Annotated in this window: 19 protein-coding genes, 1 other RNA gene and 1 pseudogene; 12 read left to right on the top strand and 9 right to left on the bottom strand. The window is 48.1% G+C overall.

Annotated features, from left to right (window positions below):
• Positions 1–37: 37 nt before the first annotated feature.
• The 4 genes from PRUTH_RS07620 to PRUTH_RS07605 form a co-directional block, all read right to left on the bottom strand.
• Positions 38–1,303: a hypothetical protein gene (locus PRUTH_RS07620; RefSeq protein WP_151172975.1), complete on the bottom strand. Its 1,266-nt coding sequence runs from the start codon at positions 1,301–1,303 to the stop codon at positions 38–40.
• Between the two features lie 10 nt (positions 1,304–1,313).
• Positions 1,314–1,826, bottom strand: coding sequence for an outer membrane beta-barrel protein (locus tag PRUTH_RS07615; protein ID WP_045978143.1), 513 nt, complete (start codon positions 1,824–1,826; stop codon positions 1,314–1,316).
• Between the two features lie 144 nt (positions 1,827–1,970).
• Positions 1,971–2,504: a porin family protein gene (locus PRUTH_RS07610; RefSeq protein WP_151172974.1), complete on the bottom strand. Its 534-nt coding sequence runs from the start codon at positions 2,502–2,504 to the stop codon at positions 1,971–1,973.
• Positions 2,505–2,664: 160 nt separating this feature from the next.
• Positions 2,665–3,090 carry a hypothetical protein gene (locus PRUTH_RS07605; RefSeq protein WP_022945666.1) on the bottom strand — a complete coding sequence of 142 codons (426 nt, stop codon included), beginning with the start codon at positions 3,088–3,090 and terminating at the stop codon, positions 2,665–2,667.
• Positions 3,091–3,339: 249 nt separating this feature from the next.
• Between PRUTH_RS07605 and PRUTH_RS07600 the strand changes: the two genes are divergently transcribed.
• The 3 genes from PRUTH_RS07600 (at position 3,340) to PRUTH_RS07590 (ending at position 6,341) form a co-directional block, all read left to right on the top strand.
• Positions 3,340–4,275 (top strand): PDC sensor domain-containing protein, encoded by a 936-nt coding sequence (locus PRUTH_RS07600; protein ID WP_151172973.1) that lies wholly within the window; start codon positions 3,340–3,342, stop codon positions 4,273–4,275.
• A 56-nt stretch (positions 4,276–4,331) separates the two neighbouring features.
• Positions 4,332–5,513, top strand: a complete 1,182-nt coding sequence (locus PRUTH_RS07595) for a response regulator (RefSeq protein WP_151172972.1) — start codon at positions 4,332–4,334, stop codon at positions 5,511–5,513.
• A gap of 285 nt (positions 5,514–5,798) precedes the next feature.
• Positions 5,799–6,341 (top strand): hypothetical protein, encoded by a 543-nt coding sequence (locus tag PRUTH_RS07590; RefSeq protein WP_151172971.1) that lies wholly within the window; start codon positions 5,799–5,801, stop codon positions 6,339–6,341.
• Positions 6,342–6,537: 196 nt separating this feature from the next.
• Here the strand turns inward: PRUTH_RS07590 and PRUTH_RS07585 are convergent, their stop codons facing one another.
• Both PRUTH_RS07585 and ssrA read right to left on the bottom strand, forming a co-directional pair.
• Entirely contained in the window at positions 6,538–6,978 is a 441-nt protein-coding gene (locus PRUTH_RS07585) for a hypothetical protein (RefSeq protein ID WP_151172970.1), read from the bottom strand.
• An 89-nt stretch (positions 6,979–7,067) separates the two neighbouring features.
• Positions 7,068–7,425, bottom strand: a transfer-messenger RNA (tmRNA) gene (ssrA, locus tag PRUTH_RS07580).
• A 256-nt stretch (positions 7,426–7,681) separates the two neighbouring features.
• On the opposite strand from ssrA, the pseudogene PRUTH_RS07575 reads away from it, so the two are divergent.
• Positions 7,682–9,308: pseudogene (locus tag PRUTH_RS07575) on the top strand (flagellar assembly protein A).
• 13 nt (positions 9,309–9,321) lie between these two features.
• Here PRUTH_RS07575 and rnt read toward each other — a convergent pair.
• Positions 9,322–10,002: a ribonuclease T gene (gene rnt, locus PRUTH_RS07570; protein WP_026111206.1), complete on the bottom strand. Its 681-nt coding sequence runs from the start codon at positions 10,000–10,002 to the stop codon at positions 9,322–9,324.
• Positions 10,003–10,182: 180 nt separating this feature from the next.
• On the opposite strand from rnt, the gene PRUTH_RS07565 reads away from it, so the two are divergent.
• Complete coding sequence (locus PRUTH_RS07565) at positions 10,183–11,049, top strand: flagellar protein MotY (RefSeq protein WP_045978129.1); 867 nt, start codon at positions 10,183–10,185, stop codon at positions 11,047–11,049.
• A 16-nt stretch (positions 11,050–11,065) separates the two neighbouring features.
• On the opposite strand, the gene PRUTH_RS07560 is transcribed toward PRUTH_RS07565, so the two are convergent.
• Together PRUTH_RS07560 and mnmC are read right to left on the bottom strand one after the other, a co-directional pair.
• Positions 11,066–11,416, bottom strand: coding sequence for a hypothetical protein (locus PRUTH_RS07560; RefSeq protein WP_138547863.1), 351 nt, complete (start codon positions 11,414–11,416; stop codon positions 11,066–11,068).
• Between the two features lie 63 nt (positions 11,417–11,479).
• Positions 11,480–13,456, bottom strand: coding sequence for a bifunctional tRNA (5-methylaminomethyl-2-thiouridine)(34)-methyltransferase MnmC2/FAD-dependent 5-carboxymethylaminomethyl-2-thiouridine(34) oxidoreductase MnmC1 (gene mnmC / locus PRUTH_RS07555; protein WP_151172969.1), 1,977 nt, complete (start codon positions 13,454–13,456; stop codon positions 11,480–11,482).
• A 186-nt stretch (positions 13,457–13,642) separates the two neighbouring features.
• Here mnmC and fabB point away from each other — a divergent pair, with 186 nt between their 5' ends.
• The 7 genes from fabB to folC all read left to right on the top strand — a co-directional run bounded on the left by fabB (position 13,643) and on the right by folC (position 25,298).
• Positions 13,643–14,857 carry a beta-ketoacyl-ACP synthase I gene (gene fabB, locus PRUTH_RS07550; protein ID WP_022945657.1) on the top strand — a complete coding sequence of 405 codons (1,215 nt, stop codon included), beginning with the start codon at positions 13,643–13,645 and terminating at the stop codon, positions 14,855–14,857.
• 104 nt (positions 14,858–14,961) lie between these two features.
• On the top strand, positions 14,962–16,077 hold the full coding sequence (locus PRUTH_RS07545) for a 4-phosphoerythronate dehydrogenase (RefSeq protein ID WP_151172968.1): 1,116 nt from the start codon (positions 14,962–14,964) through the stop codon (positions 16,075–16,077).
• Positions 16,078–16,093: 16 nt separating this feature from the next.
• Positions 16,094–17,110 (top strand): aspartate-semialdehyde dehydrogenase, encoded by a 1,017-nt coding sequence (locus PRUTH_RS07540; RefSeq protein ID WP_130147230.1) that lies wholly within the window; start codon positions 16,094–16,096, stop codon positions 17,108–17,110.
• 244 nt (positions 17,111–17,354) lie between these two features.
• The gene (locus PRUTH_RS07535; RefSeq protein WP_151172967.1) at positions 17,355–21,989 is read left to right on the top strand and encodes a FimV/HubP family polar landmark protein; all 4,635 of its coding nucleotides are present in this window, start codon (positions 17,355–17,357) and stop codon (positions 21,987–21,989) included.
• A 178-nt stretch (positions 21,990–22,167) separates the two neighbouring features.
• Complete coding sequence (gene truA / locus PRUTH_RS07530; RefSeq protein ID WP_151172966.1) at positions 22,168–22,971, top strand: tRNA pseudouridine(38-40) synthase TruA; 804 nt, start codon at positions 22,168–22,170, stop codon at positions 22,969–22,971.
• A gap of 152 nt (positions 22,972–23,123) precedes the next feature.
• Positions 23,124–23,999 carry an acetyl-CoA carboxylase, carboxyltransferase subunit beta gene (gene accD, locus PRUTH_RS07525; protein ID WP_022945652.1) on the top strand — a complete coding sequence of 292 codons (876 nt, stop codon included), beginning with the start codon at positions 23,124–23,126 and terminating at the stop codon, positions 23,997–23,999.
• Between the two features lie 30 nt (positions 24,000–24,029).
• Positions 24,030–25,298 (top strand): bifunctional tetrahydrofolate synthase/dihydrofolate synthase, encoded by a 1,269-nt coding sequence (gene folC, locus PRUTH_RS07520; protein ID WP_151172965.1) that lies wholly within the window; start codon positions 24,030–24,032, stop codon positions 25,296–25,298.
• Position 25,299: the final 1 nt, after the last annotated feature.

Genomic DNA, 25,299 nt, shown 5'->3' with positions numbered 1-25,299 from the left:
AGCGCCCAACTGGGCGCCTTTAGTTAACGACTAGGAGTTAGTTGCTAATTTCAAAAATAACGCTTTGTTCTTGTTCGAGAAACCCGAATGTCATGAGCGCATCACCGCTGACATCCGGCTTTGCAGTGACATTCAAATACACTTCGTCACTTGCGCGCTTATTTAAGGTAGCAGTGACCAAGCTGTTATTAATAATCCACGTACTGGCATCGGTGACGTTAATATTGTCGCTAAAACCAGTGTAATCCGCATACACACGTATTTCGGTGCTTTCACCTGCATTTAAGCTGATAGTTTCGCTATTGTCGTTTATAAAAATAGCAGATAACTCACCTTCTTGCGCAGAAGTGACTGACAGGCTGATGGAGTCTTGTACAGAGTCTGAGCAGCTCGCATACACCAACCCATCCCCTTTTTCTGTTGCCAATACGGCGCCACTGAATCTTGGGTTTGTTTCGATATAGGCGATAGCATTGTTATTTTCAGCCCAATTCACACCCGGTGTAACATCAACACTTTGCTCGTTAAGCGTGCCACGCACTTGCAAGGTTTCGCGCTCACCTAAATCAAGGTCTAAAGACTCATAGCTCTGCTCGTCGTTATCGACAAAACGAATGCTGGTGATTTGTGTTGGCGCGGTTGTGAAACTGAGTTGGTTACTGTTTGCTTGTGCGTAGGAGGCGCGTACTTGGAGGTCATCACCACTGCTATCTGAGGTATATAAAACACCAAAATCATTGATGTAAGCCGTGGCGCTGCCTGCCACTTCCCAGGTCAGCTTGTTGTTATCCACGGTGCCTTGATAACCATCATCATAGGTGACGGCGGTGGTAATTGTGTTTGGTTGACAGGCATAAGCACGGGCACTGTTTGCGCTCAAGGTCAGGCTCGCTACTTGAATGTCTTTAATAGATACTTCGATGCTTTCACTAACGTCATTGATGGTTGTCGCAGTGAAGGTGACTAGGCCTTGTTCAGTGTCACTTTGAGCTTTAGCGGTGATTTTACCCTGGTCATTAATGCTCGCAAAATCAGGGTGTGAGGATTGCCATGTCACCTCTTTGGTAATGTCGCGAGAGTCGCCTTTTGAGTCCACCCCCGTGGCCTTGAGTTGCAGCTCATCACCAGGCTCAATACGAATGCCACCGCCAGTAATGGAAATGCTTTCAATAAGTTCACCAGATTGTCTTTGGCGCTCTTTCTCGAATGCGGTGTTAATGCTGTTGGCATTGTCATTGTCACTGCAGCCACTGAGCATGCCTAAACTTAAAAGCAGGCTGCTTGCCAATAGAGTTTTATTCATTGCTTTATCCTTAAAAAACATAACTCAGACCAACGCCCCACGCGTCAATGAGGATATCGTCTTTGTTATAACGCTGCTGGTAATCGGCATTAATACGAAAATTATAGGGAAGGTCATAATTTACTCTGCCTCCCCAAGCAAAGCCTGAGAATTCTTCTAAGCCATCATAGACACTGGGCTTGCCACTGAAGAGCACTTCGGTACGCGCATAACCTAAGGCTAAATCGACGCTAAAACCATCGTAATTCGGTGAGCGAAAGCGAAAAAATGCGCTGTAATTTTGGTCGATGTCCGTGGTGACACCTAGAAGATCGTCGTCGCTGCTACTCACTCCGCCTTGAAGCTCAAGGAAAATACCATTGTAAAGTTCAGCACCTAGCTTAATATTGTTCACCGTGGGGGAGGCGCTATTGCCATCAAAATCGGTGCTTAGTTGCAGGTAATCTGCACCGATATAATATTCATTGGCGTGAGCGTAATTGCACGCGAGCGCCAAGCCTAAGCACAGCAGTTGCTTTTTCATTGTGTCTTCCTTCTCGAGATGATCCACAGCAGTGTATCAAAATTGTATCTAAAGTGGGTAACAAGATGTAACCTAAATTTCGCCAACAGGCTATGCTAGGAACGCAGCGCCCATGGCATGATAGTGCGGCCTTTATACAAGGGGTTAAAAGTGATAACTCACGCCTAAACCGTAGCTGTCGAGCTCAACTTCGTTACCTAAATCACGTGATGTGTAATCAAGCGCAACATGCCAGTTAGGGTTCACGGCGTAGTCAATGCGTGCAGAATAGGCAAAGCCATCGTCAGAGATACTTTGGTTAAGTGCTTGATTAGTTAAATCTACTTCGGTGTGGGCATAGCCTAATCCTAAATCAAAGGCAAAACCACGATGGCGAGGGGTGAGTAAACGCACAAACAATGCGCGGTTAGCGCTTAACTCATAAGTGGTCCCCTCAACCATGTCATCATTGTCGTAGACACCCAGCTGTGCCTCCAAAGCAATTTGTTCAAAGATAAATACACCACCGCGCAAATTAACGTGGCTAAAATCTGCTTGTCCGGGCGTGCCGACAGTCTTTAAATCCATTAATTGATAATCGCTACCAAGATAAAAGTCCATTGGGTGTTCAAAAGGACGATTGTCGGCATGGGCATTCAGGCAGGTAGCACCAAGCAAGGCACACAGGAGCTTATTCATAACATTATCCCTGTTGTAGTGAGCAAAAAATTGTATGCAAAATCCTAACTTAATGATTTAGCGAAGTAAATGGATGTACTCTGTGGTGCTAACACAGCAAACAATAAAAAACCCAGCGCTAGGCTGGGTTTTGGTGCATCACAATGTTGAACTGTGGCTGTTATTGATTCGCTTCTAACTCTTCGCGTTTAGCGCGAATTTTTTCTTTCAGCTCTTCAATCTTTTCTTTTGTTTCTTCTGATAATTCACCGGCACCTTCTTTTGACTCTTCCCAAGCTTGCTGGGCTAGATCTTTAGAATCGGCAACTAAATTATCTAAATGTGTTTTACCTTCTTCACTGGCTACGGCAACAAGTGCTTGTGTTTCGTTAACAAGCTCATCAAGTTGCTCACCGAAAGACTCATCGTGCAATTGCGCGCTAAGATCTTTAGCATCTGCAACAGCAGAGTCCCATGCTTGGCTGATCTCTTCTTTTGCTTCGACCGCACTGTCTTTCGCTTGCTCTTTTGCTTCATTAGCATCTTCACAAGCACTCAGTACCAAGGCACTGGCTAGAACGGTAATAACAGCTAATAATTGCTTCATTGTGTCTTCCTCTTTGACAAAACCTGGGCTCAGTATAGCGGTAAAAATATAAATAGAGCATGAATTTGCTACTTTTATCTGAGCAGTTGCGACCGTGCACCACTTCGAAGCAGCGCTGTGCACTGATGGCGCAATGACTGCACCGGATTATGCGAATAAAAATTTAAGGTACTGAAGACGAAAAGAAAAATAGAGTTGGCACTAATTCTGCGGCGGTCTTTGCCAAGCAAGGGGTTGAGGAGCACCGACATGGGCATTAGTTACCTGAGCGTGATTGAACGCTATCAAGAGCATCATAGCGTCATCACACCCTTACTCGATGCACTTATTCAGTCTTTGCAAGCCCACCCGCAGTGGCAAAACCAGCCACACCTTGCTTTTGCAAAGCTATGCCAACATTACCATTTTGCTGAGCTGTGTTATTTACTTGATAGCAACGCGGTGCAACTGAGAGCCAATATCGATAACAAAGGGAATACCCTGCACGGGCAGGGGTGTAGTCGAGCCTCTCGGCCTTACTTCACGGCGCAGCAGCAGGGCCAATTTACTCTCAGCGAACCATACATCTCTTTAGCCACCGGCAACCTATGTGTGTCGGTGATGGCCCCTTGCCAACAAGGTAGCGATAATAAAGGCTATGTCGTGGTTGATATTCACCTCGCTCAGCTGGTGGAGTATGTGATGGGGGACCGTTCTCGAAGCCGTTTTAGTGGCGTATTTAAAGCCGGCTACAGTGTCATTGTTATGAGCTTATTTACACTGGTATTAGTGCTTATGTACACCGTTAGCATGGAAATTTGGCACTTATTACTGAGCCTAAATGGTGATAGCGACCCGCTGCAGCCTTTTGGCATTATTATCTTTATTACCTTAGCGTTATCCGTATTTGACTTAGGTAAAACCATCCTCGAGGAAGAAATTTTAATGCATAAAGATATCTTCCGTCACAGTTCTACGCGACGAACAATTACGCGATTTATTTCCACTATCCTTATTGCCATCTCCATTGAAGCGTTATTGACCATGTTCAAGGCTTCTTTGGGGCAGACAGAGTACACCACCGCCGCGCTGCTGATGATGTTGAGTGTGATGGGGTTGCTGATAGGGCTAGGCGTGTATGTTTATCTAGGTGCTAAGGCAGAGCTGCTGTTAATACAAGCTCAGCGAGCTAAAAAAGGCAGTTGAGAGTGTCTCTACTATACTTGTGGCAACGTTTGTGCGGGCCTTGGGAGTGGTGAGCTATGTATGACAACTTAAAGAATCATCAGCACTACACGGTGATTCTTTACACCCCAGATAAAGACATCGATCAGCATGCGATTGATGTGCTTAGCAGACACTTTGACCATATTTTGGTTACTAGTGATAAGCAGCAACTACTGACTGCTGTGAGCCAATCTCCCGCTGTAGTTGTGTTTATGTCTTTTGAGCATTTTGCCGACGCGCTGCAATTTTATTACACCCATTTAGAGCCAATGCAGCGCACGCCGCCCACCTTTAAGGTTGCCTACCTTATTGCTCGTAAAGACGAAGCGGACGCCTATCACGCGTTTGCCATCGACGCTATTGATGACTACGTGGTGGTGCGCCCGCTCTACGAGGTACATCGGCCGATATTAGTTGCAACCACCTTAATGCGCCAATTGGGTGTGGTGGCAGCGTCGAAGCAAGCTAAAAAGGCCCATTTTCAGCAGCTTCACCTGAGCGCTAAAGTAGAGCAGCAAATGCTTGAAGGGCTGCGACATAGAAAAGCGCTGAAAGAGGCATTTACTCACTCTATAAATGAATTACAAGCGCACATTATGGACCAGTCCCAGCACTTGGGTTATGACGGTGAACAGGTTGATGTTAAAGAGGTAAAGGCATTGCTTTCGCGGCTATGCTCCGATGAGTTACGACCTATGCTGCTCCATTTACAACAGCAAGCTTTAGATCTTCTGGAGCAGTGCTTGCTTAGCCGCAGTCAGCAAAGCGGTGACACTGTTGATACGTCGAAAGCCACAATCGAGCGGGTGCAGCCCTGTGTCAAAGATGCGCAAGTTAATAATGTTTTACTGGTGGATCACGAAGAGGTGTCGTTGCAATTAAGCGCCCGCTGCTTAGCGCATTATCAGTGTCAGGTGGTTGAAGTACTTAATGGCCGCGAGGCACTGAAACTATTACAACAACACGCATTTGATTTAATCGTGCTGGACATTAACCTTGATGACTCTGATGGTATAAACATCGCATATCAAATTCAGCATAACCAAGGCACTAATCAGCAAACGCCCTTGATATTAATGGTCAAGCAGCTGTGCAGTGTAACCAAGCAGCGCGCAAAAGACGCGGGTTTTGAGGTACTGCTGGAAAAACCTTTGACCATGAAAAGCTTAGATGCAGCGCTTACTCAGCTGCAGCGCCGTCTAGCGCTAAAAGAATGAGCGCTTTTCTTATAGTAATAAGTTGTACTAGCTCATACCTGTTTTATAGTTGAATTGGAAAGTTTAAAGCCGCGTAAAATACATGACTATGGGTGAAAAGCTGATGCTCATCTATTTTTGCTCTCTACCCTGCTCAAGAACTTTGCTTACATATACGCTCCAGTCATTCGCTTTAGTCTATATATTCTCAATTCTAGCAATTAGTTACTGGCTCTGGTAAAAAGCAAACTAGAATAAAGCGCGTTATTAACTCACATATAAATATGGTCGGGCCACAGGGAAATTATGAGAGTATTTCAACTGGTTTTAATAGCAAGCTTATTTGGGCTTGCGGGTTGTGTGAATCCACATATAAAGCCTAAATTATCGGAACTTGAACTTACTCATGGGGGAATCGCATATTTTTCTACTGCATCTTTGGAAAAGTGTATTGCTCACGGCATTTACCTTTCTCTAAAGAATGAAAAGGATGATAAAGCAGTTAATTTCCCAAAGTATCAGTTTTTTGTTACAAATCAATTCGTCGAAAAGGACTTTCCAGAAACTAGGGGGCTTTTTCAAATAGTTTCTTTGCCAGCTGGTACGTATAAACTCTTGTTTGATCAAGGGCACCCAATACCGAATGTCGAGTATGAGCAACTTTTAACCCCATTTAAAATAGAGCTGGGAGAAGTTAAGTACCTGGGAGAGATTGAAGTGGATGGTTGTTTTCGTATAGCGGTCAAGATTGGCGATAAATACGAGAGAGATACTGAAAAACTAAAAGCTCTTTATCCTGACGTTGGAAAACGCAAAATATCAAAGGGTTTGCTTAAAATTAGTAAATAATACGGCTGTAATAAGGTGAGCAAGCGGGTCGGGAACACATGGGCTCATGTGCCACTTCGTGCCGCATTATAGCCCGCGTATTGCTATCCTTTTCCGGTGGCGCTATATGCGTACTCGTTAGATTTACTAATTGAGCCTATCTATTTATCCCAAGAAGTTTAATGAACAGCCAAAGTAAAATGTTGGTGCCGGCACTTCATTCATTTTCATTAGTGTCACTAAAGCAATCAACGTAGTCGGGTAATCGGGTAGCCTTATCAATTGCTAGACGATAAGAGAGTCGATAAGTAACGTCCTGTACAGTAGGGATTAAAGTGCCTGTTACTTCTAGCCAATTGCCACTGCAATTATCCATGAAATTGATGTTATTCGTCGGCTCTACCAGTAACACTGAGATGGCTGACTCGGTGTCGTTTATCCTTTCGTGCGCAGGAGATAGGAATAAATAGGGCTGACCTATCTGTGAATAAAAGCCTTTTAAGCTAATACGTTTTCGTGAAAACTTCTGTGGGTTAGCGATAACTTCAGTCACCGATGTGGTGTCGAAGCTTGCTTGTACTTGCTTGTCAACGGCTATGGCTTGGCTAGCAAAGCCTGCTAGTGTTGAACTTATTAGTATAGGAGCAAGTATGTTCATGAAAGTCCTTTTAAATAGTAGCTTTTCTTTCCAAAGAGATTTGTATTAGGCAATAAAAAACCCCGCGCCTTACAGCGCAGGGTTATTATTGGTGGAGCTGGGGGGATTTGAACCCCCGTCCGGAAAACCTCGACCATCGGTCCTACATGTTTAGTGTCGTCTTTTGGTTAACCTTTGAGTCTCGGACGCACACGATAAACAAAGGCGAGGCCGCTTAGTTTTAACCCTTCAACCCCGGCCAGGGTTTCCGTAGCGAGTCTGTGTAGGGTGACACTTCAGAACCGGGTCCACAGACATACACCGGAGAAGTGCTAGCGGGCTATTATGCCGCTAGAGCGTAGTTATCGTCGTTTGCGATTACTTTAAAATGCGGCTTTTTTACGAGGCCAACCGCACCTCGACATGCACCTCAGGCGTCTTGAATCCCGTCGAATCCTAATCAGCCCCTGAAATACGTTTCAGTATCCACAAGTATAACTGAGAGCATGACCCTACTACAAGCGAAAGCAACTGAATTTCTTATAAATCAGGCGTGTTTGCCTATTCCCTGTGCAAAATCAACGCATTTGCTATAACAACTGCGAAAAGAGTATGAACAATTACTTAACAATTAAGTATGAGTATGGTCAAATAGCGCTCGATGCAAAAACACTAATAATAAAATCGTGCTCACTTGTTGGGCGCTTCTTGGAAGTAAAATAACGTGTCCCTATTTGCCTTTGATAAGCTCAGTGGCGAGGTGAGCTTAATTGATCACCCCATGAATGGCTCAGTACCTGCCAGCGCTACTCAGCTTATGGAATTACTGGCGCAATCGCCTTACGCCGACTGCGAAATCCTTGATGCCAATATCGCGGCATTATTTAATCCGTCTAAGTCTAGTCAGTCACGTGTTGTAGCGCGGGCAGTTAATGCTCGTCTGAATGTTAATATCGATGAACCACTGATGATGGCAGAGGGCGAGCTCATCTGCGCTCGTGGTGGTGAAATTTTAGATTTAGACAACGCTGTGCGCCAACTTCGTGAAGCTGGAATTAAAAAAGGTATTAGTCGTAAAGCGCTTGAGTTGTTGCTAGCAAAGCAGTTTGAGCTGCCACCAGGGGGGGCGTGCCACGGCAATTGTTGCTGTTGGGCGTAAAGCCAAAAGTGGTGAAGATGCACGTTTTATTCGTCTATGCGCCACTGCTCAAGATCGCGTTTTATGTCCGAAAGAAGCTGAAAATGGCAAGGTGGATATGCGCGACCTTGGCGATATTATTACTGTGAAGCCGGGTAGCCCGTTAATGCAAAGAGTGCCAGCAACGGCAGGGGAGCCTGGGTACAATTTATTTGGTGAGCAACTTGCGCCTAAACCTGGTCGACAGTTTCCGCTTGAGGTCATGGAAGGCACGCGTCTAGATAGTGACAATGAGAACCTCTTGGTGGCCGACGCTGTCGGGGTGCCGGTTGCACTTGCTCGGGGTGTGCGAGTGGACGACGTGCTGTGCTACGACTTTGTTGATGCAACAACGGGGCATATTCGCTTCGAGGGCAGTGTGATTGTCAGCGGCGATGTAAAAGATGCGATGCAAATTGTCGCCACTGGTGATATCACCGTCTTGGGCTTTGTCGAATCGGCAACGCTACAAAGCGACAATGAGATCACCGTCGTTAAGGGCGTGATCGGACGCAAACGAGACGAGTCTGAGCCCTGTAGTTGCCGCATTCAAGCCAAACGCAGTGTCTCTATTGGCTATGCTCAATACAGTGATATTCAATCGCAGCAAGATATCTTTATCGACCGCCAAGCACTGCACTGTGAGCTAAGCGCTCGGCGCTTAATTCGTGTTGGCCGGGGCAAAACCCCCCGAGGCAAGTTGATTGGTGGTTTTGTCAGCAATGCTTTGCGCATAGAGACTGGCGAGTTGGGCGCGCCATCGGGTACACGCACTAAAGTGTATCTGGGTCAGTATTACTATGAACTAAAACAAAAGCGTAAAACCTTGGCTGAACAGCAAAAACGCATTAACGAGAAGTTTGCTGCCTTACAGGTGCTTCGTAAAAAGGCCTTAAAAGAGGCGGATAATGACAAACGCAAACGTCAGTGCGCACATTTGGATAAGCATGAAGCTCAGTGGGTGGCCATCAAGCAAGGGTTAGAGAAGAAAAAGCGACTCGTGCAACAGCGCATTAATATGTTGTTGGGCACGAGCCGTGTGCGGGTAAATGACTTAATGCACCCTGGAGTGGAGCTGAAAATTGCCCATGATACAACGCAGATATCGCGTATCTATCCGCCGCATTCGGCGCTATTGAGTGAAGGCAAAATCACTCAACAATTTCCACTTTAAGGCACATGCGGCCTTAGACGCCTTCGGTATTTGCCGGCGGTGTAGGCTCTTCGCTAGTCTCGGTACTAGCGAGCGGCCAGCCTCCCAAGCTTTGCCATTTGTTAACGATAAAGCAGAACAGCTCAGCGGTGCGCTCTGTATCATACAAGGCGCTGTGTGCCTGGGCATTATCAAACTCGATTCCCGCAGTGCGACACGCTTTCGCCAGTACCGTTTGTCCTAACGCTAATCCGGCCAGCGACGTGGTGTCAAAGCTTACAAAGGGGTGAAATGGCGTGCGTTTAATTTTACAGCGCTCAATGGCGGCATTTAAAAAGCCATGATCAAAGGCGGCATTATGAGCAACCACCACGGAGCGTTGGCAACCAGCATCTTTTTGCGCTTTGCGTACAAATTTACAGATACTTTTCATTGCTTCGCTTTCATCCACGGCGCCACGCAATGGCGAGAAAGGGTCGATACCATTAAACTCAATAGCCGATTGCTCGATGTTTGCCCCTTCAAAAGGGTCAACATGAAAATGTTGCGTTTGGTCTAGGTGCAAGTAGCCTTGCTCATCCATTTTTAATGTGGTGACAGCAATTTCAAGCAATGCGTCGGTATTTTTATTAAAGCCAGCGGTTTCCACGTCGATAACTACAGGAAAGAAGCCGCGAAAGCGCTGTGCAAAGCGTGTTGGTTCTGTGTCTGCCATAATACTGCCCAAAGCCAATAAAGGCCGGCTATTATGGCAAAAACTGCGCCATGCCAACAGGGGCTAAGGTAAAATTAATCACGCCATAGTGCCATCAAGTTCGTTTTCTGTGGTACAAGTATTGCATTGCGTTTCGTACACGGTAAAAGCGTCAATGGTTCGACGAGGTATGTTCACATCATGATTAGGTTTTCATTAATTGCATTGAGTGTGTTGTTAAGCGCTCAGGCGCAGGCGGCGATGCGCAGCTATGAGGCTTCAGCACAGTCCTCGCATTGGACCTTGGTAGAAAACTCGCGTTTACAGTGCCAACTTAATCATGAAGTTCCCTATTATGGCGAAGCCATATTCCGCGCTCATGCTAGCAAAAATAAAGCCTTAAACTTTAATTTGGACATGGTTGTTCGCCCCAATAATTATGACTTAGCCGCATTGGAAGCGGTGCCGCCAAGCTGGCGCCCAGGCACCCATGCGAAAGCGTTAGCGTCAATGGAGCTACTGCGGCAATTCGATGGCGAGCTCGGTGACAGTACGGCTTGGGAGATGCTCTCAGAGCTAGAAAAGGGCAATCACCCCACTTTTTACTACCAAGACTGGCGTAACGCCCGTGATCAGGTTTCGGTAGGCTTATCGTCGGTTAATTTTAAGCAAGCGTATTGGGCGTTTTTACAATGTCGTGACGGATTATTGCCTTTTAGTTTTGAAGATATCGCGTTTACGGTGATGAACTACAAGAAAAACTCCAGCGAGTTGACCAAATCATCGAAAAAGCGCCTCGCACAGATAGGTGAGTACCTCAAGCATGACAAAGAAATAGAATCGGTGATGATCTCGGCCTATACCGATAGCTATGGTGGACGTTGGAATAACCTCGAACTTTCTAAACGCCGTGCGGCGGCGATTGCCGAGTATATTAAAGAGTTAGGTGTAGATGAAGGTAAGTTGGTGACAACGGGGTTTGGCGAGAAGCGCCATGTAGCTCCAAACGAGACGGTGATTGGTCGCGGCAAAAACCGTCGCGTAGTGATTCAAATAGCTAAGCCATAAGGCTCATCAGCGTAGCTTATTCGTTAGCGGCGCTGACCATGGCACTGATTTCTGTCCACTCATCACGTTGATACACACTAATGCGTACAGGATGGCCGTTTACATCATAAAACAAGGTAAAGCGGCCAATATCACTGGTAATATTCAACGGCTCACCCAGCTTACTCTGATAAAAATCAGTGACTTCGTTGTCAGTAAGTCGAGTGAAACCATCAAGCACCATGGGGTATTTCTTTTCCACGGTCATGCGGGTGGTAAAATCTTCTGGCAAAGGTAGCAAAGACAAGTCCGCATAGGCTAGGTTGCTCGCCGCTACCAAAACACTTCCTGCAAGGGTGGTAGCTAGTCGGCGAAAAGCGTTATTCATGGTTTCACTCCGATTATAAACACATCTTTATATTATAAAATTTAACCTATATTTAACCAAAAATCACTTTATTTGTCCGCGCTTTAGGTCGCGAATAATAAAACGGGCAGGGTGCAGGGCTTGATCGACACGATTTGAAATCGGTAACGGCTCGTCACATAGGCTGGCAACTAAGCTCTCGGCGCACAGGGGAGCCGTGCATAAGCCTCGTGCCCCTAAGCCAGTAAACAAGTGTAAACCAGGGTTTTGATGACGCAGTGGTTGCTGGCCTTGCCACTGTCCTTTAGGTAGCAAAGGGAAGGCCGCTATATAATCGTCTTGTTGCGCATATTGCCCAATAATAGGCAAATGATCTGCGAGGGTCGCGCGAATAGCGGCTTTGGCACCGTTAATATCCTGCAACTCTTGAGTCCAGTCGCAATCACCATAAAATCCGGCAAATTGTTGCCAATTAGTACGATCATCAGCATCGCGAATATCTCGCGCTTGGGTGTCTTTTTCAAAGGTTGCGCCCATACAATGGCTGCCATCGTGAGCCGGTGTAAAATACCCTTTGTGGCAAAGCACAGTGTTGAGCTTGCGCGAGTTATCGCTGGCGCTCAGGTGTGACACTTGACCGCGCACACTTTGTAGCGCCAACTCGTTCTCTGGCAACAGCTCAGTGGAGTGCTCCCCCATACAAATAAATACATCGCTAAAACCGTCATAGCCCTGGTTTTTGCATAGCAACTGCCACCGCTCACCCACGCGATTAACAGCCGTAACCTGAGTGGCAAAATGGATGTCGAGCTGCGCCTGCCGCTTGGCTTGAGTGACCAATGCCTGCACCAGTTCCACGGGGCTAACCCAGCCCGCATCAGGGATGAATAAACCACCATAGGGAGTATCAATGCCGGCAATATCGCTGGCTTGCTTCGCATCTACACCCTGTATCAACCACTGCGGCCAATTGTTCTTACTGAGCAAGTTGGCATGGCGTTTTTGTCCTTCCTCTTTAACGCCTTGTAGCAGCACGCCACACCATTGGTGGGCAAAATCAACATCGTTTGCCAGTTGCTCGTACAAGCGCTTGGCATATAAAAAGCTGTGCGCGAAGAGCTCACTGGAGGGCGATACATCTGCTTGCAAGTGCGGATACACTGCGCCTTGTTTGTTGTGTGACGCACCTTGAGCCAGTTCGTCGTCAGCGCAAAAGAGGGTGCAAGGAATATTGCGTGCCGTTAACCGATGAGCCAATGTCGCCGCAGCGATGCCACCACCAACAATGGCAACCTTATCTAAGGGGCGGGTATGGCGAACAAATGGCGCCGGAACATTGGTGGTCGCGGTGGTATGTTCAAGCTCACCCACTATCATCTCGCGCTTGCGGCCATAGCCTTTCACTTTATTCACCTTGAACCCGGCTTGCTGCAGCCCTCGGCGTACAAAGCCTGCAGCGGTGAAGGTGGCAAAGCTGGCGGCTTCGCGACCAAGATGTGCCATAGCATCGAACAAAGACTGCTGCCACATATCAGGATTTTTACTCGGGGCAAAGCCATCTAAAAACCACGCATCGACAAGACCATGCTGATTGAAGTTCATCTGCTCGATGCTATCAAGCACATCGCCAATCCATAAATCCAAGGTAACTTCGCCAAAGTGCAGGCGATGGCAACCAGGCAAGGCCTCGGGGTACTGTGCCACCAGTTGCTCACTGTAATGGCTCAGTTGCGGCCAGGCTGCTAGAGCTCGAGCTAAATCCTGACGCTGGATAGGAAATTTTTCAAAGGAGATAAAATGCAGCCGGGTGGCTTTTTTCTCTGTTTGGGTGGCAAAGCGTTGCCATGCATTCAAAAAGTTTAAACCCGTACCAAACCCTGTTTCGGCAATGACAAATTGCTCGCGCGGATGACTGCGTAGTCGCTCACTGATGTGGTTATGCTGATAAAATACATAATCTGATTCCGCCAGGCCGTCTTCATTAGAGAAGTAAACATCGTCAAAATCATCGGCGACGGGGGTGCCACAGTCATTAAAATGGATTTTAGCGTGGGTAATCATTTTGGCTCTTTGAGTAAGTCTTTGCCCACTATTTTAGCGACTTTACAGCGGTGCGTATATTGTCACTAAAAGATCATCTCGGGCGCTTGAAAATTTCAGTGTACATATGTACGCTGGAATGACCACTTCGGAATCAGTTTCCGCGTAAACTATACGCAATTTAGATCTAAGCTAAGGTAAATTCTCATGAGAAGAGCCGTCATTACGGGTATCGGTGTTGTCTCTAGCATCGGTAATAATAAAGAAGAAGTACTGGAATCTCTAAAAACGGGTAAAAGTGGTATTGCCTTTAACCCTGAATTTGCAGAATACAATTTGCGTAGCCAGGTCTCTGGCCACATTGATATTAATGTTAAAGATCACGTTGACCGCAAAGCCCACCGCTTTATGGGTGATGCAGCAGCCTATTCTTATATCTCAATGGCTCAGGCCATTGCTGACGCTAAACTCACCGACGAGCAAGTGTCTAATGAGCGCACCGGATTGGTTGTTGGCTCTGGTGGTGGCTCATCGAAGTATCAGGTGGAAGCCGCCGATATTCTTCGCGAGAAAGGAGTTAAGCGGGTAGGCCCATACATGGTCCCGCGCACCATGGCTAGTACCACCTCGGCGTGTTTGGCCACGCCGTTTAAAATTAAAGGTGTGAATTACTCTATCAGTTCGGCCTGTGCCACCTCGGCGCATTGTATTGGCCATGCGGTAGAGCAAATTCAACTAGGTAAGCAAGATGTTATTTTCGCCGGTGGCGGTGAAGAGCTGCACTGGACCCTTGCGATGGAATTTGATGCTATGGGCGCCTTGTCGACCAAGTATAATGATGCGCCAGAAAAAGCGTCTCGTACTTATGATGCTAACCGAGATGGCTTTGTCATCTCTGGTGGCGGCGGTATCGTCGTGGTTGAAGAGCTAGAGCATGCATTGGCCCGTGGCGCGCATATCTACGCCGAAATCACCGGTTATGGTGCAACTTCCGATGGCTTCGATATGGTGGCGCCATCGGGCGAGGGTGCCGTTCGCTGTATGAAACAAGCGATGCAAAACCTGCAAGGGCCTGTTGACTACCTTAATACCCACGGCACCTCAACGCCAGTGGGTGATGTCAAAGAACTCGGTGCAATTCAAGAGCTATTTGGTGAGCAATCACCAGCTATTAGCGCCACTAAAGCAATGACGGGTCATGCGCTCGGCGCAGCCGGTGTTCATGAAGCGATTTACTCTTTGCTCATGCTAGAGAATAACTTTGTAGCGCCATCCATTAACATTGATGAGCTGGACGAGCAAGCAAAAGGCTTGGATATAGCCACTGAGCGCCGCGATGTGGAGCTTAATACCGTGATGTCGAATAGCTTCGGCTTTGGCGGTACCAACGCCACATTGGTGATGAGTAAATACAAAGGCTAATTTTGCTGCTTTGTTAATCATAAAGCCACGCTGATGCGTGGCTTTTTGCTTTGTGTGCCAAGGGCGATTAGAATGGCGCTCCAAACTGGGCTGGGATAACTGCCATGAAGATATTAGCTGATCAAAATATGCCTTTGGTGGATGCATTGTTTTCACCGCTGGGCGATGTCGAGCGCTTCGATGGGCGCACACTCACAGCGGCACAAGCGCAGCATGCCGATGTACTGCTAACGCGCTCTGTGACCCAGGTGAACGAGCAGCTGCTAGATAGCAACACGCAACTCTCTTTCGTTGGCACGGCGACCATTGGTATCGATCATATCGACCAAGGGTATTTGCAAAACCGTGGTATTCCTTTTACCAATGCCCCAGGTTGCAATGCCATTGCGGTGGCAGAATACGTGCTAAGTGCCATGCTGGTGTTAGCGCAGCAACAACAGTTTTCGCTATTCACCAAGAAGGTGGCTATTGTGGGGGTCGGCAATATTGGCCAATGCTTAGCCGATAAGCTCGCCGCCATCGGCGTACAAACCTTGCTGGTTGACCCGCCGCGTGCTGCGCGAGGTGACAGTGGCCAATGGTACGAACTAGAGCAAGCGTTAGCGCAAGCAGACATCATTAGCTTCCATGTGCCCTTGGTAAAAGAAGGCAGTCATCAAACGCGGCACTTACTCAATGCCGAGCGCATTGCGGCTTTAGCCAGCAACAAGGTGATCATTAATGCCTGTCGCGGTGATGTGATTGATAACGTCGCATTGCTTGCGCGTCAGCAAAGTGACAATGACCTGCATCTGGTACTAGATGTGTGGGAAAATGAGCCGCATATTCTTACTGAGCTGATGAATTATGTGGATTTAGCTACGGTGCATATTGGCGGTCATACTCTCGAAGGTAAAGGTCGAGGCACCTTTATGTTGTATCAAGCGTTGTGTCAGCACTTGGGGATTCGCGCTGAAGCCACCCTCAGTGAGCTGCTGCCGACGCCGAGTTTAAATGAACTCACATTAAGCCCTAGTTGGACATTGCAGGAGCTTGGCTCGCTTGTGCACCTTATTTATGACGTTCGTCGCGATGATGCCATTATGCGTCAAGCACTCGCGACAGAGGGCTTTGATAGCCTAAGAAAGAATTATCCGGTTCGCCGTGAGCTCAGCACCTTGCGGCTGCGCGGTGATAACCCTCACCTCAGTGCGCTGGCTGCACTGGGGTTCAGTATTTAATGCCTGAGGAAATAGCATGTCGCAAAAGTTTAATGTCGCGGTATTAGGAGCCACAGGGCTCGTAGGTCGCCAAATTATCGAAACGCTCGCGGAGCGTAACTTTCCGGTTGATAACCTTTATCCATTGGCTAGCAGTCGCTCTGCCGGTGAGGAAATTGAGTTTAATGGCCAGAGCATTGAGGTGTTGGATGTCGAGCAATTCGACTTCGCTGATGCCCATATTGGTCTGTTCTCGGCTGGTGGCAGCGTGTCACAAAAATATGCTCCCATTGCCGCCGAAGCTGGTTGTATCGTCATCGATAATACCTCAGAGTTTCGCTATGAGTTTGATGTGCCACTGGTTGTGCCTGAGGTGAATGGCGCAGCGCTAGCAGATTTTCGCAATCGTAATATCATTGCCAATCCGAACTGCTCCACTATTCAGATGATGGTGGCACTGAAACCTATCTATGACGCCTATGGCATCGATCGTATTAATGTCTCAACCTACCAAGCGGTGTCGGGGGCAGGTAAAGAAGCGGTGGAAGAGCTGGCTAAGCAAACGGCGCACTTAATGAATGGCCGGCCCATGGAAAATGAAGTTTTTAGCAAGCAAATGGCTTTTAACGTCATTCCGCAAATTGATAAGTTTGAAGACAATGGCTACACCCGCGAAGAAATGAAAATGGTGTGGGAGACGCAAAAAATTCTTGGTGATGACAGCGTATTAGTGAACCCAACAGCGGTGCGCGTGCCGGTATTTTACGGTCATGCTGAAGCGGTACACCTAGAAACACGTATGCCGGTGGATGTCGAGCACGTTAAACAGCTGCTCGATCAAGCCCCTGGCGTTGAGCTTATCAATGATGACCATGATTTTCCGACGCCGGTGACTGATGCAAGCGGCAATGACAGCGTCTATGTTGGCCGCGTGCGGCAAGATATTTCTCATCCACACGGTTTAAATTTGTGGATCGTCAGCGATAACACCCGCAAAGGTGCGGCGACCAATAGCGTACAGATTGCTGAGGCGCTCATTGCCGAATATTTGTAAAATGAAGGCCAACGGCGAGTAAGTACAGTAAAAAAGCGGCAAATTGCCGCTTTTTTCTTAGTTATCAATTGTTTCGGAGTAAAGTGAAATTCCCTTTCCGGCGTGGATATTCCCCTATATCTGGTTTATAGTTTGAAAGTGGAATAAAGCTTGCTGATAAACACAAGAAAAACAATGACTCGGGAGATGGCTTTTGCGGCCGATAACCTTCCATAAAGCACAAAAAAATGAGTAAAGGAAAAGCATGCGCGGTTTAGTTACACTGGTTTTTGTTGTCGCGACCCTAGTAGCGGCTGGCACGAGTGCGCAAAGCACTGAAATTCGTGGTCCTAAAGGGGTCGACTATGGTGCTCAAGGCCGCTCTATCGGACCCATTAAGCCAACTGACACCTTGTGGCGAATCGCTGCCAAGGTGCGTCCCGACAACTCAGTGACCATGTATCAAGTAATGGTTGCCCTTTACGAGAAAAACCCCGACTCATTTTTAGACAAAAACCTTAACCACATGCGTGATGGCGCATATTTGCGTATTCCCTCGTTAAATGAAATTCGTACTATTGACCCGGCTCAGGCACGACAAAAGTCTGAGCAAGATGACCGTTTGTGGGAAAAAATTAAAAACGGCACGCTCAATAGCAATGAAATCGATCTGGTCGCGAAAAAAACCACATCGGCGCGTCAAGAAGATGTCGAAAAAGCCAAAACGGAACTGAAAAGCGAATTAGAGCAGCTTAAGCGTTTACAAGGCGAGCGGTTGGTGGAGCTACAAGAGCAGTTCAAGTCGTCTGTGACCGATGTAGAGGCGATATTGACTGAGAATCGTCAGCTGAAATCGCAACTTGAGAAGATCAGCGAACAGCTTGCCACAGTCAAAGATCAGCTTGACGAAAAGGACGCAGAGTTGCAGCGCCAGCTGCAACAAATACTGGCTGAACGTGAGGCCATGGCGCAGCAGAAGTTACAGCAAGCGCAGCAAGAACAAAGTGCGCTCGAAGGCATCCCAACGTGGCTGAAATTAGTTTTGATGATGACTATTCCAGCATTAGCTGTGCTCGGGTTAATTATTTTCATTTTAAAGAAACGCCAGTCAGCAAAAGAGCCTGAGCCAAGCGACGACGATGAATTCCTACCACAAACACCGACGCCGCAAATGCAAACTCAACCTGAGGCCGGTATCGATGACCTAGATTTAGGTGCGGATGACGACAGTTTAGACGACAGCCTTGATGATTTACCGCTCGATGACCCCGATGATGCGTTAGATGAGCCGGGCATTCAGTTAGACGATGACGACTTCCTTGATCAAAGCGACGATATTTTAGATGAAGGCGGTGATGGGGCTGACGATATCGACTCACTGTTAGACCAAGACGAGTTAGACGGCTTACTTGATGATGACGTGGTATTTGACGATGAGTCTGATGCTGAAGTTAGCCAAGAAGAAGCGGTATTACAGCAAAATTTTGATGCCCCCGGTGATGACATCAGTGTTGATGTGCCAGAAGAAAATGAACCAGATAGCGATATTCTTAGCGATGAAGATATTGACGACTTATTTGCCACCGACGATAGCGAAGACGAGTCACAGGCAAACGCTAACGGTGAAGAAGCGAGCGATGATAGCGATGAGGCGATGGCCGCATTGTCTGAGGAGTTGGCTGACGATCAGCTCGAGCAGACAGATGCCGAGTTAGGGGATGACACCTTTGATATTGATGAGCTTGTTGATGAAACACAGTCCGAGCCGGCGGATGACGATTTCGATGTCGATGACTTACTAGAGGAAAACGCCGCAGACGAGCAAAGCGCTGAAGAAGATGACCTTGATGTTGATAGTCTGCTCGATGAAGCGGCAGAAGCGCCAGCAGCAGATGCCGATGAAAGCGATGTCGATATCGATGAGCTAATTGATGAAAACAGCGCAAACGAACAAGGCGCTGAAGAAGATGACCTTGATGTTGATAGCCTACTCGATGAAGCGGCAGAAGCGCCAGCAGCAGATGCCGATGAAAGCGATGTCGACATCGATGAGCTAATTGATGAAAACGCCGCAGACGAGCAAAGCGCTGAAGAAGATGACCTTGATGTTGATAGCCTACTCGATGAAGCGGCAGAAGCGCCAGCGGCCGATGCCGATGAAAGCGACGTCGACATCGATGAGCTGATTGATGAAAACGCCGCAGACGAGCAAGGCGCTGAGGAAGACGATCTTGATGTTGATAGTCTGCTTGATGAAGCGGCAGAAGAGTCAGCGGTCGATGCCGATGAGAGCGACGTTGATATCGATGAGCTGATGGATGAAAACGCCGCAGATGAGCAAACCGCTGAAGAAGATGACCTTGATGTTGATAGCCTGCTCGATGAAGCGGCAGAAGCGCCAGCAGCAGATGCCGATGAAAGCGACGTTGATATCGATGAGCTGATTGATGAAAACGCCGCAGACGAGCAAGGCGCTGAAGAAGATGACCTTGATGTTGATAGTCTGCTTGATGAACCGGCAGAAGAGTCAGCGGCCGATGCCGATGAGAGCGATGTTGATATCGATGAACTGATGGATGAAAACGCCGCAGACGAGCAAGGCGCTGAAGAAGAGGACCTTGATGTTGATAGCCTGCTCGATGAAGCGGTAGAAGAACCAACAGCAGATGCCGATGAAAGCGACGTTGAGCCGGAATCAGAACTCGCGCTGGAAGAAGATGACGAGTTAGATGGTGACGATCTCCTTGAAGATGTCTCTGGCGATGAGCAGACTCCTGATGAAGAGGGTGACGTTGAGCTGGAGCCAGAGCTCGCATTGGAAGAGGATGACGACTTAGACGGCGACGATCTCCTTGATGATGCTCCTGGCGATGAGCAAGCAGCTGATGAAGAGGGTGACGTTGAACCGGAGCCAGAACTCGCATTGGAAGAAGATGACGAATTAGATGGTGACGATCTCCTTGATGACGCCCCTAGCGATGAGCAAGCGGCAGGTGATGAGGGTGACGTTGAGTCGGAACTAGAACTCGCATTGGAAGAAGATGACGACTTAGACGGCGACGAACTCCTCGAAGATGTCTCTGGCGATGAGCAGACTATTGATGAGGAGGGGGACATTGAACCGGAGCCAGAGCTCGCGCTGGAACAAGATGAGGACTTAGACGACGACGATCTCCTTGATGATGCTCCTGGCGACGAGCAAGCGGCAGATGAAGAGGGTGACGTTGAGCCGGAGCCAGAGCTTGCGCTGGAAGAAGGTGATGACTTTGACGGCGACGCTCTCCTTGATGATGCTCCTGGCGACGAGCAAGCGGCAGATGAAGAGGGTGACGTTGAACCGGACCCAGAGCTTGCGCTGGAAGAAGATGACGACTTAGACGGCGACGATCTCCTTGAAGATGCCCCTAGCGACGAGCAAGCGGCGGATGAAGAGGGGGACGTTGAACCGGAGCCAGAACTTGCGCTGGAAGAAGATGACGACTTAGACGGCGGCGATCTTCTTGGTGAAGCCGCTGGCGATGAGCAGACTCCTGATGAAGAGCATGACGCTGAGCCGGAGCCAGAGCTTGCGCTGCAAGAAGGTGACGACTTAGATGGTGACGATCTCCTTGATGATGCTCTTGGCGATGAGCAGACTCTTGATGAAGAGGATGACGTTGAGCCGGAGCTAGAGCTCGCACTGGAAGAAGATGACGACTTAGATGGGGACGATCTCCTTGATGATGCACCTCGCGATGAGCAGACTCTTGATGAAGAGGATGACGTTGAGCCGGAGCTAGAGCTTGCGCAGGAAGAAGATGACGAATTAGACGGCGATGACCTTCCTGAAGATGAGCAGGCTCCTGATGAAGAGGGTGACGTTGAACCGGAGCCAGAACTTGTATTAGAAGAGGATGATGACCTCGATGGTGATGACTTACTTGCTGATGCACCAGAGCTTGAAATAGAAGATCAAGCGCAACCGGATGCAAGTGATGAAGATTTAATTGACGAAAGTGCCGACCAAGAGCTACTTGAAGCAGACTTTGCTGATTTTGATGAGCCTGATCTCGAACTTGACTTAGGCGACGATCCGCTACTTGAAGACGAAGATGCATCGGACGTTGAGCCTGTTAGCTCTCAAGAGCCCCAAATGGGGGATGTTGAACATCCTAGCCAGCAGCTAGATGACTATCCCGAGCTTGAACTCGACGAGCCATTTAGTAGCGAAGCTGAGCAGCAACTCAGCGAAGCGATGGCTCAAGAGGGAGGTGAAGAGCTCGATCTCTCTAGTGATTTGGATGGTGACCTTGACGATGAGTTAAGCGCACTGATGGATGACTCTCTAGATGACGATATCGATGGTGACGAACAACTCGACGACAGTCAGCTCGATGAGGATTTCCTTGCTGACTTAACGCAGACCGATTTTAATGCTCTGCTCAACGAACTTGCTGAGCCAGATGAAGATGTGATCGGTGAACCGCAAGATAACGACCTTGATCTGCAGAGTTTGCTCGCCGATAGTGACTTTGACGCGGATGATGACGCGGTCGCAGACGCGGGTGCAGACGCGGTCGCAGACGCGAACGAAGACGACAGTGGCGCAGCAGAGCCGGACTATCTTGATATTGATGACCTGCTCGAGCAGAGTGATGACTCAGAGCCTGATAACGAACCCTATGATGAAGTCGATATGGATGTGGGCTTGGGTGAGTTTGATGACATGCTCGACGACTCGCAAAAGACCGATGTTGATAGTGAAGACGGCGGTTTTAGCGCTAAATTGGATTTAGCGAGGGCTTATATCGAAATTGATGATGTTGATTCAGCCCTCGAGGCGCTACAAGACGTGCTTGATAATGGCCCGCAGTCGCTTCATAAAGAGGCGCAAGCCTTGCAAGAACGTCTGAAACGCTAGCGTGCTAAGCTCAGCCGCAAGATGATAAATGCGCAGGCAAAGTGTCTGCGCATTTTTTGTATTAACTGCTTGTCTATGGGCAAGCTTACTTCCTTCGGGAGCCTCATTACCCTCAGCATTAGCTATTTGCCCGCAGAGCGTTTAAAATGCCGAAAATTTTATTGAGCTAAGAGTATCAATGCGCGTCGCTTTAGGAATCGAATACAATGGTGCCCGCTACAGTGGCTGGCAGCGTCAATCTCATGTCAGCAGTATCCAATCGGAAATTGAAACTGCGTTGTCCCGTATTTGTAATCACCCTGTGGATATTACTTGTGCAGGGCGTACCGACGCCGGCGTTCATGCCACCGGCCAAGTTGTGCACTTTGATACCCATGCTGAGCGTGATATGGGCGCTTTTACCTTAGGTATGAACTCGCAGTTGCCTGATGACATCGCAGTGCGCTATGCAATGCCAACCGCCGATGATTTTCATGCTCGTTTTAGTGCCACCGCGCGACGTTATCGTTATGTGATTTATAATCACCCCTATCGCCCAGGCATCCTGCGCTCAGGGGTGACTCATTATCATCACCCGCTGGATGAAACACGCATGCAAGCCGCTTGTGCTTACATGCTCGGCGAGCAAGATTTCACCTCGTTTCGGGCGGTGCATTGCCAGTCCAACACGCCGTTTCGTAATATCCACCATTTATTTGTTGAGCGCGTCGGCGATTACATTGTTGTTGATATTAAGGCCAATGCCTTTTTGCACCATATGGTGCGCAATATTACCGGGTGCTTGATGGACATTGGGGTTGGTGAGCAAGAGCCGCAATGGATGCAGCATTTATTGGCTATTAAAGACCGCACCCAAGCCAGTGCAACCGCTAAGCCTAATGGTTTATATTTGGTGGACGTAGACTATCCGGAGCAGTGGCAAATTCCCAGCACGCCACTGGGACCGCTTTTTTTACCCGATAACGAGCCACCACAGAGCTAATAAAAAGGGGTGAATGGTGGGTGTAAATGGACTACGCCGACCAGTTTTTTATATCTAAGCAACTAATTTCATGTTTTAATTGTGCTAATTTATCGGCTAATTTTGGGGTGCTCAATCCGCCCCGGTCCTGACAAGCATTAAGAGAGTTGCCAATGAGCTGGTTAGAAAAAATCTTACCAAAAACCACAAAATCTTCTGGCAAGAAAGAAATTCCAGAAGGGGTGTGGGCTAAGTGTACGTCGTGCGATTCGATTCTGTACAAAGCAGAATTAGAAAAAGCCATGAACGTATGCCCGAAATGTGATCACCACATGCGTATCAGCGCCCGTAAACGTTTAGAGCTATTTCTCGATGACGCTGGGCGCGCCGAGCTCGGTGAGCAGCATGAGCCAAAAGATGTACTGAAGTTTAAAGACTCAAAAAAATATTCAGACCGCATCAGCGCCGCGAACAAAAGCAGTGGCGAGAAAGACGCCTTAGTTGCTATGAAAGGGCAGCTTAAAGGCATTCCTGTTGCGGCGGTATCGTTTGAGTTTGCCTACATGGGTGGCTCAATGGGCTCTGTTGTTGGCGCCCGCTTCGTTGAAGCCGTCAATGTGTGCTTAGAGCATAATATGCCGTTGGTGTGCTTTTCTGCATCAGGCGGTGCACGCATGCAAGAAGCATTGATGTCGTTGATGCAAATGGCTAAAACCAGTGCCGCGTTAGCAAAAATGAGTGAAAAAGGGCTGCCTTTTATTTCCGTACTGACTGACCCAACAATGGGGGGGGTATCGGCTTCTTTAGCTATGCTAGGTGATGTGAATATTGCTGAGCCCAAAGCACTGATTGGATTTGCCGGCCCACGAGTTATTGAGCAAACAGTACGTGAAACTCTCCCAGAGGGCTTTCAGCGCAGTGAGTTCTTATTAGAGCATGGTGCTATCGACATGATCGTTGATCGCCGCGAAATGCGCGACACTGTGGCGCGTTTATTGGCTAAGCTAATGAACTTGCCTTCTACCGAACAAGAGCATAGAGTAGCGTAAATTTCTCGGTAACCTAGAAACTTACAACCTATGTCAGATTCCATACCGAGCCAATCGTCAAGCCTTGATGATTGGCTTTGTTATTTAGAGCAAATCCATCCTGCTAACATCGAAATGGGCCTTGAGCGCGTGCAGAACGTTGCCGATAAGATGGGCCTTGTTCATACCCCTAGCAAAGTAATTTTAATTGCCGGCACCAATGGTAAAGGCACCACCGCACAATGCCTGGAAAAGCTATTACTGAGCCAAGGGTATTCCGTGGGCACCTATGCCTCTCCCCATCTTATTCGCTATAACGAGCGGGTCCGCATCAATGGTGCCGAGCTTGACGATCAATACCATGTTGATGCCTTTAACAGTCTCGAGCAAGGACGAGGCGATGTGCCACTTACCTATTTTGAATATGGCACCTTGGCAGCGCTGGCAATTTTTAAACGCGAAGCGGTGGATTATGTGCTCTTGGAAGTAGGGCTTGGGGGGCGTTACGACGCCACCAATATAGTTAATCCAGTCGCGAGCGTGATCACTACCGTCGATCTCGATCATAAAGAGTACCTCGGTGATACCCGTGAACTGGTCGGTTATGATAAGGCGGGGGTTTTTCGTAGCAATGTACCCGCAGTGGTGGGTGACTTAGATATCCCCCACACTGTGGTGGATTATGGCGAGCAAATTAATGCCGATTTGTGTCTGTCTAAGCGCGACTTTATTTTTACCGAAGATGAAGCAACCTTCAATTGGCAGATGGGCAAGCTGTCGCTGACCTTTGCTAAACCCGCTATTCCGGCGCAAAATGCCGCTACCGCATTGAGTGTGTTAGCAAAACTGGATTTATTGCCGGCGGTAACAGACATAGCTGATTGTTTGAAACAACTTCAGGTGAAAGGGCGCTTTCAACAACTGAGTAAGGAGCCTTTGGTCTATACTGATGTGGCCCATAACCGAGAATCAGCCCGTTATTTAGCCACACGTTTACAGAGCCTTCAGGCACAGGGTAAGACAATACATGCCATTATCGGCATGCTGGGTGATAAAGAGCATGCCGACGTGATTACAGCGATGGCACCGGTGGTTACTCATTGGCACGTAGCTGGATTAGATAATCCGCGCGGGTTGAGTGCACAGCAATTAACAGCCAAAGTGACACAGTCTGTCAAGGTTGAAGGAACATATGAGCAGGTCAGTGACGCAATGCGCGCTGTTTTACCACAACTTTGTGCGCAAAGCCTTTTGATTATATTCGGATCGTTTTACACTGTAGCACAAGCAATCACCTTTTTTGATAACGAGAGGGCGTAAC

The sequence above is a fragment of the Pseudoalteromonas ruthenica genome (assembly GCF_008808095.1).
Classification (GTDB): Bacteria; Pseudomonadota; Gammaproteobacteria; order Enterobacterales; family Alteromonadaceae; genus Pseudoalteromonas; species Pseudoalteromonas ruthenica.
Note: the sequence above shows the minus strand (reverse complement) of the source record. Positions and strands in the feature narration are given on the sequence as shown.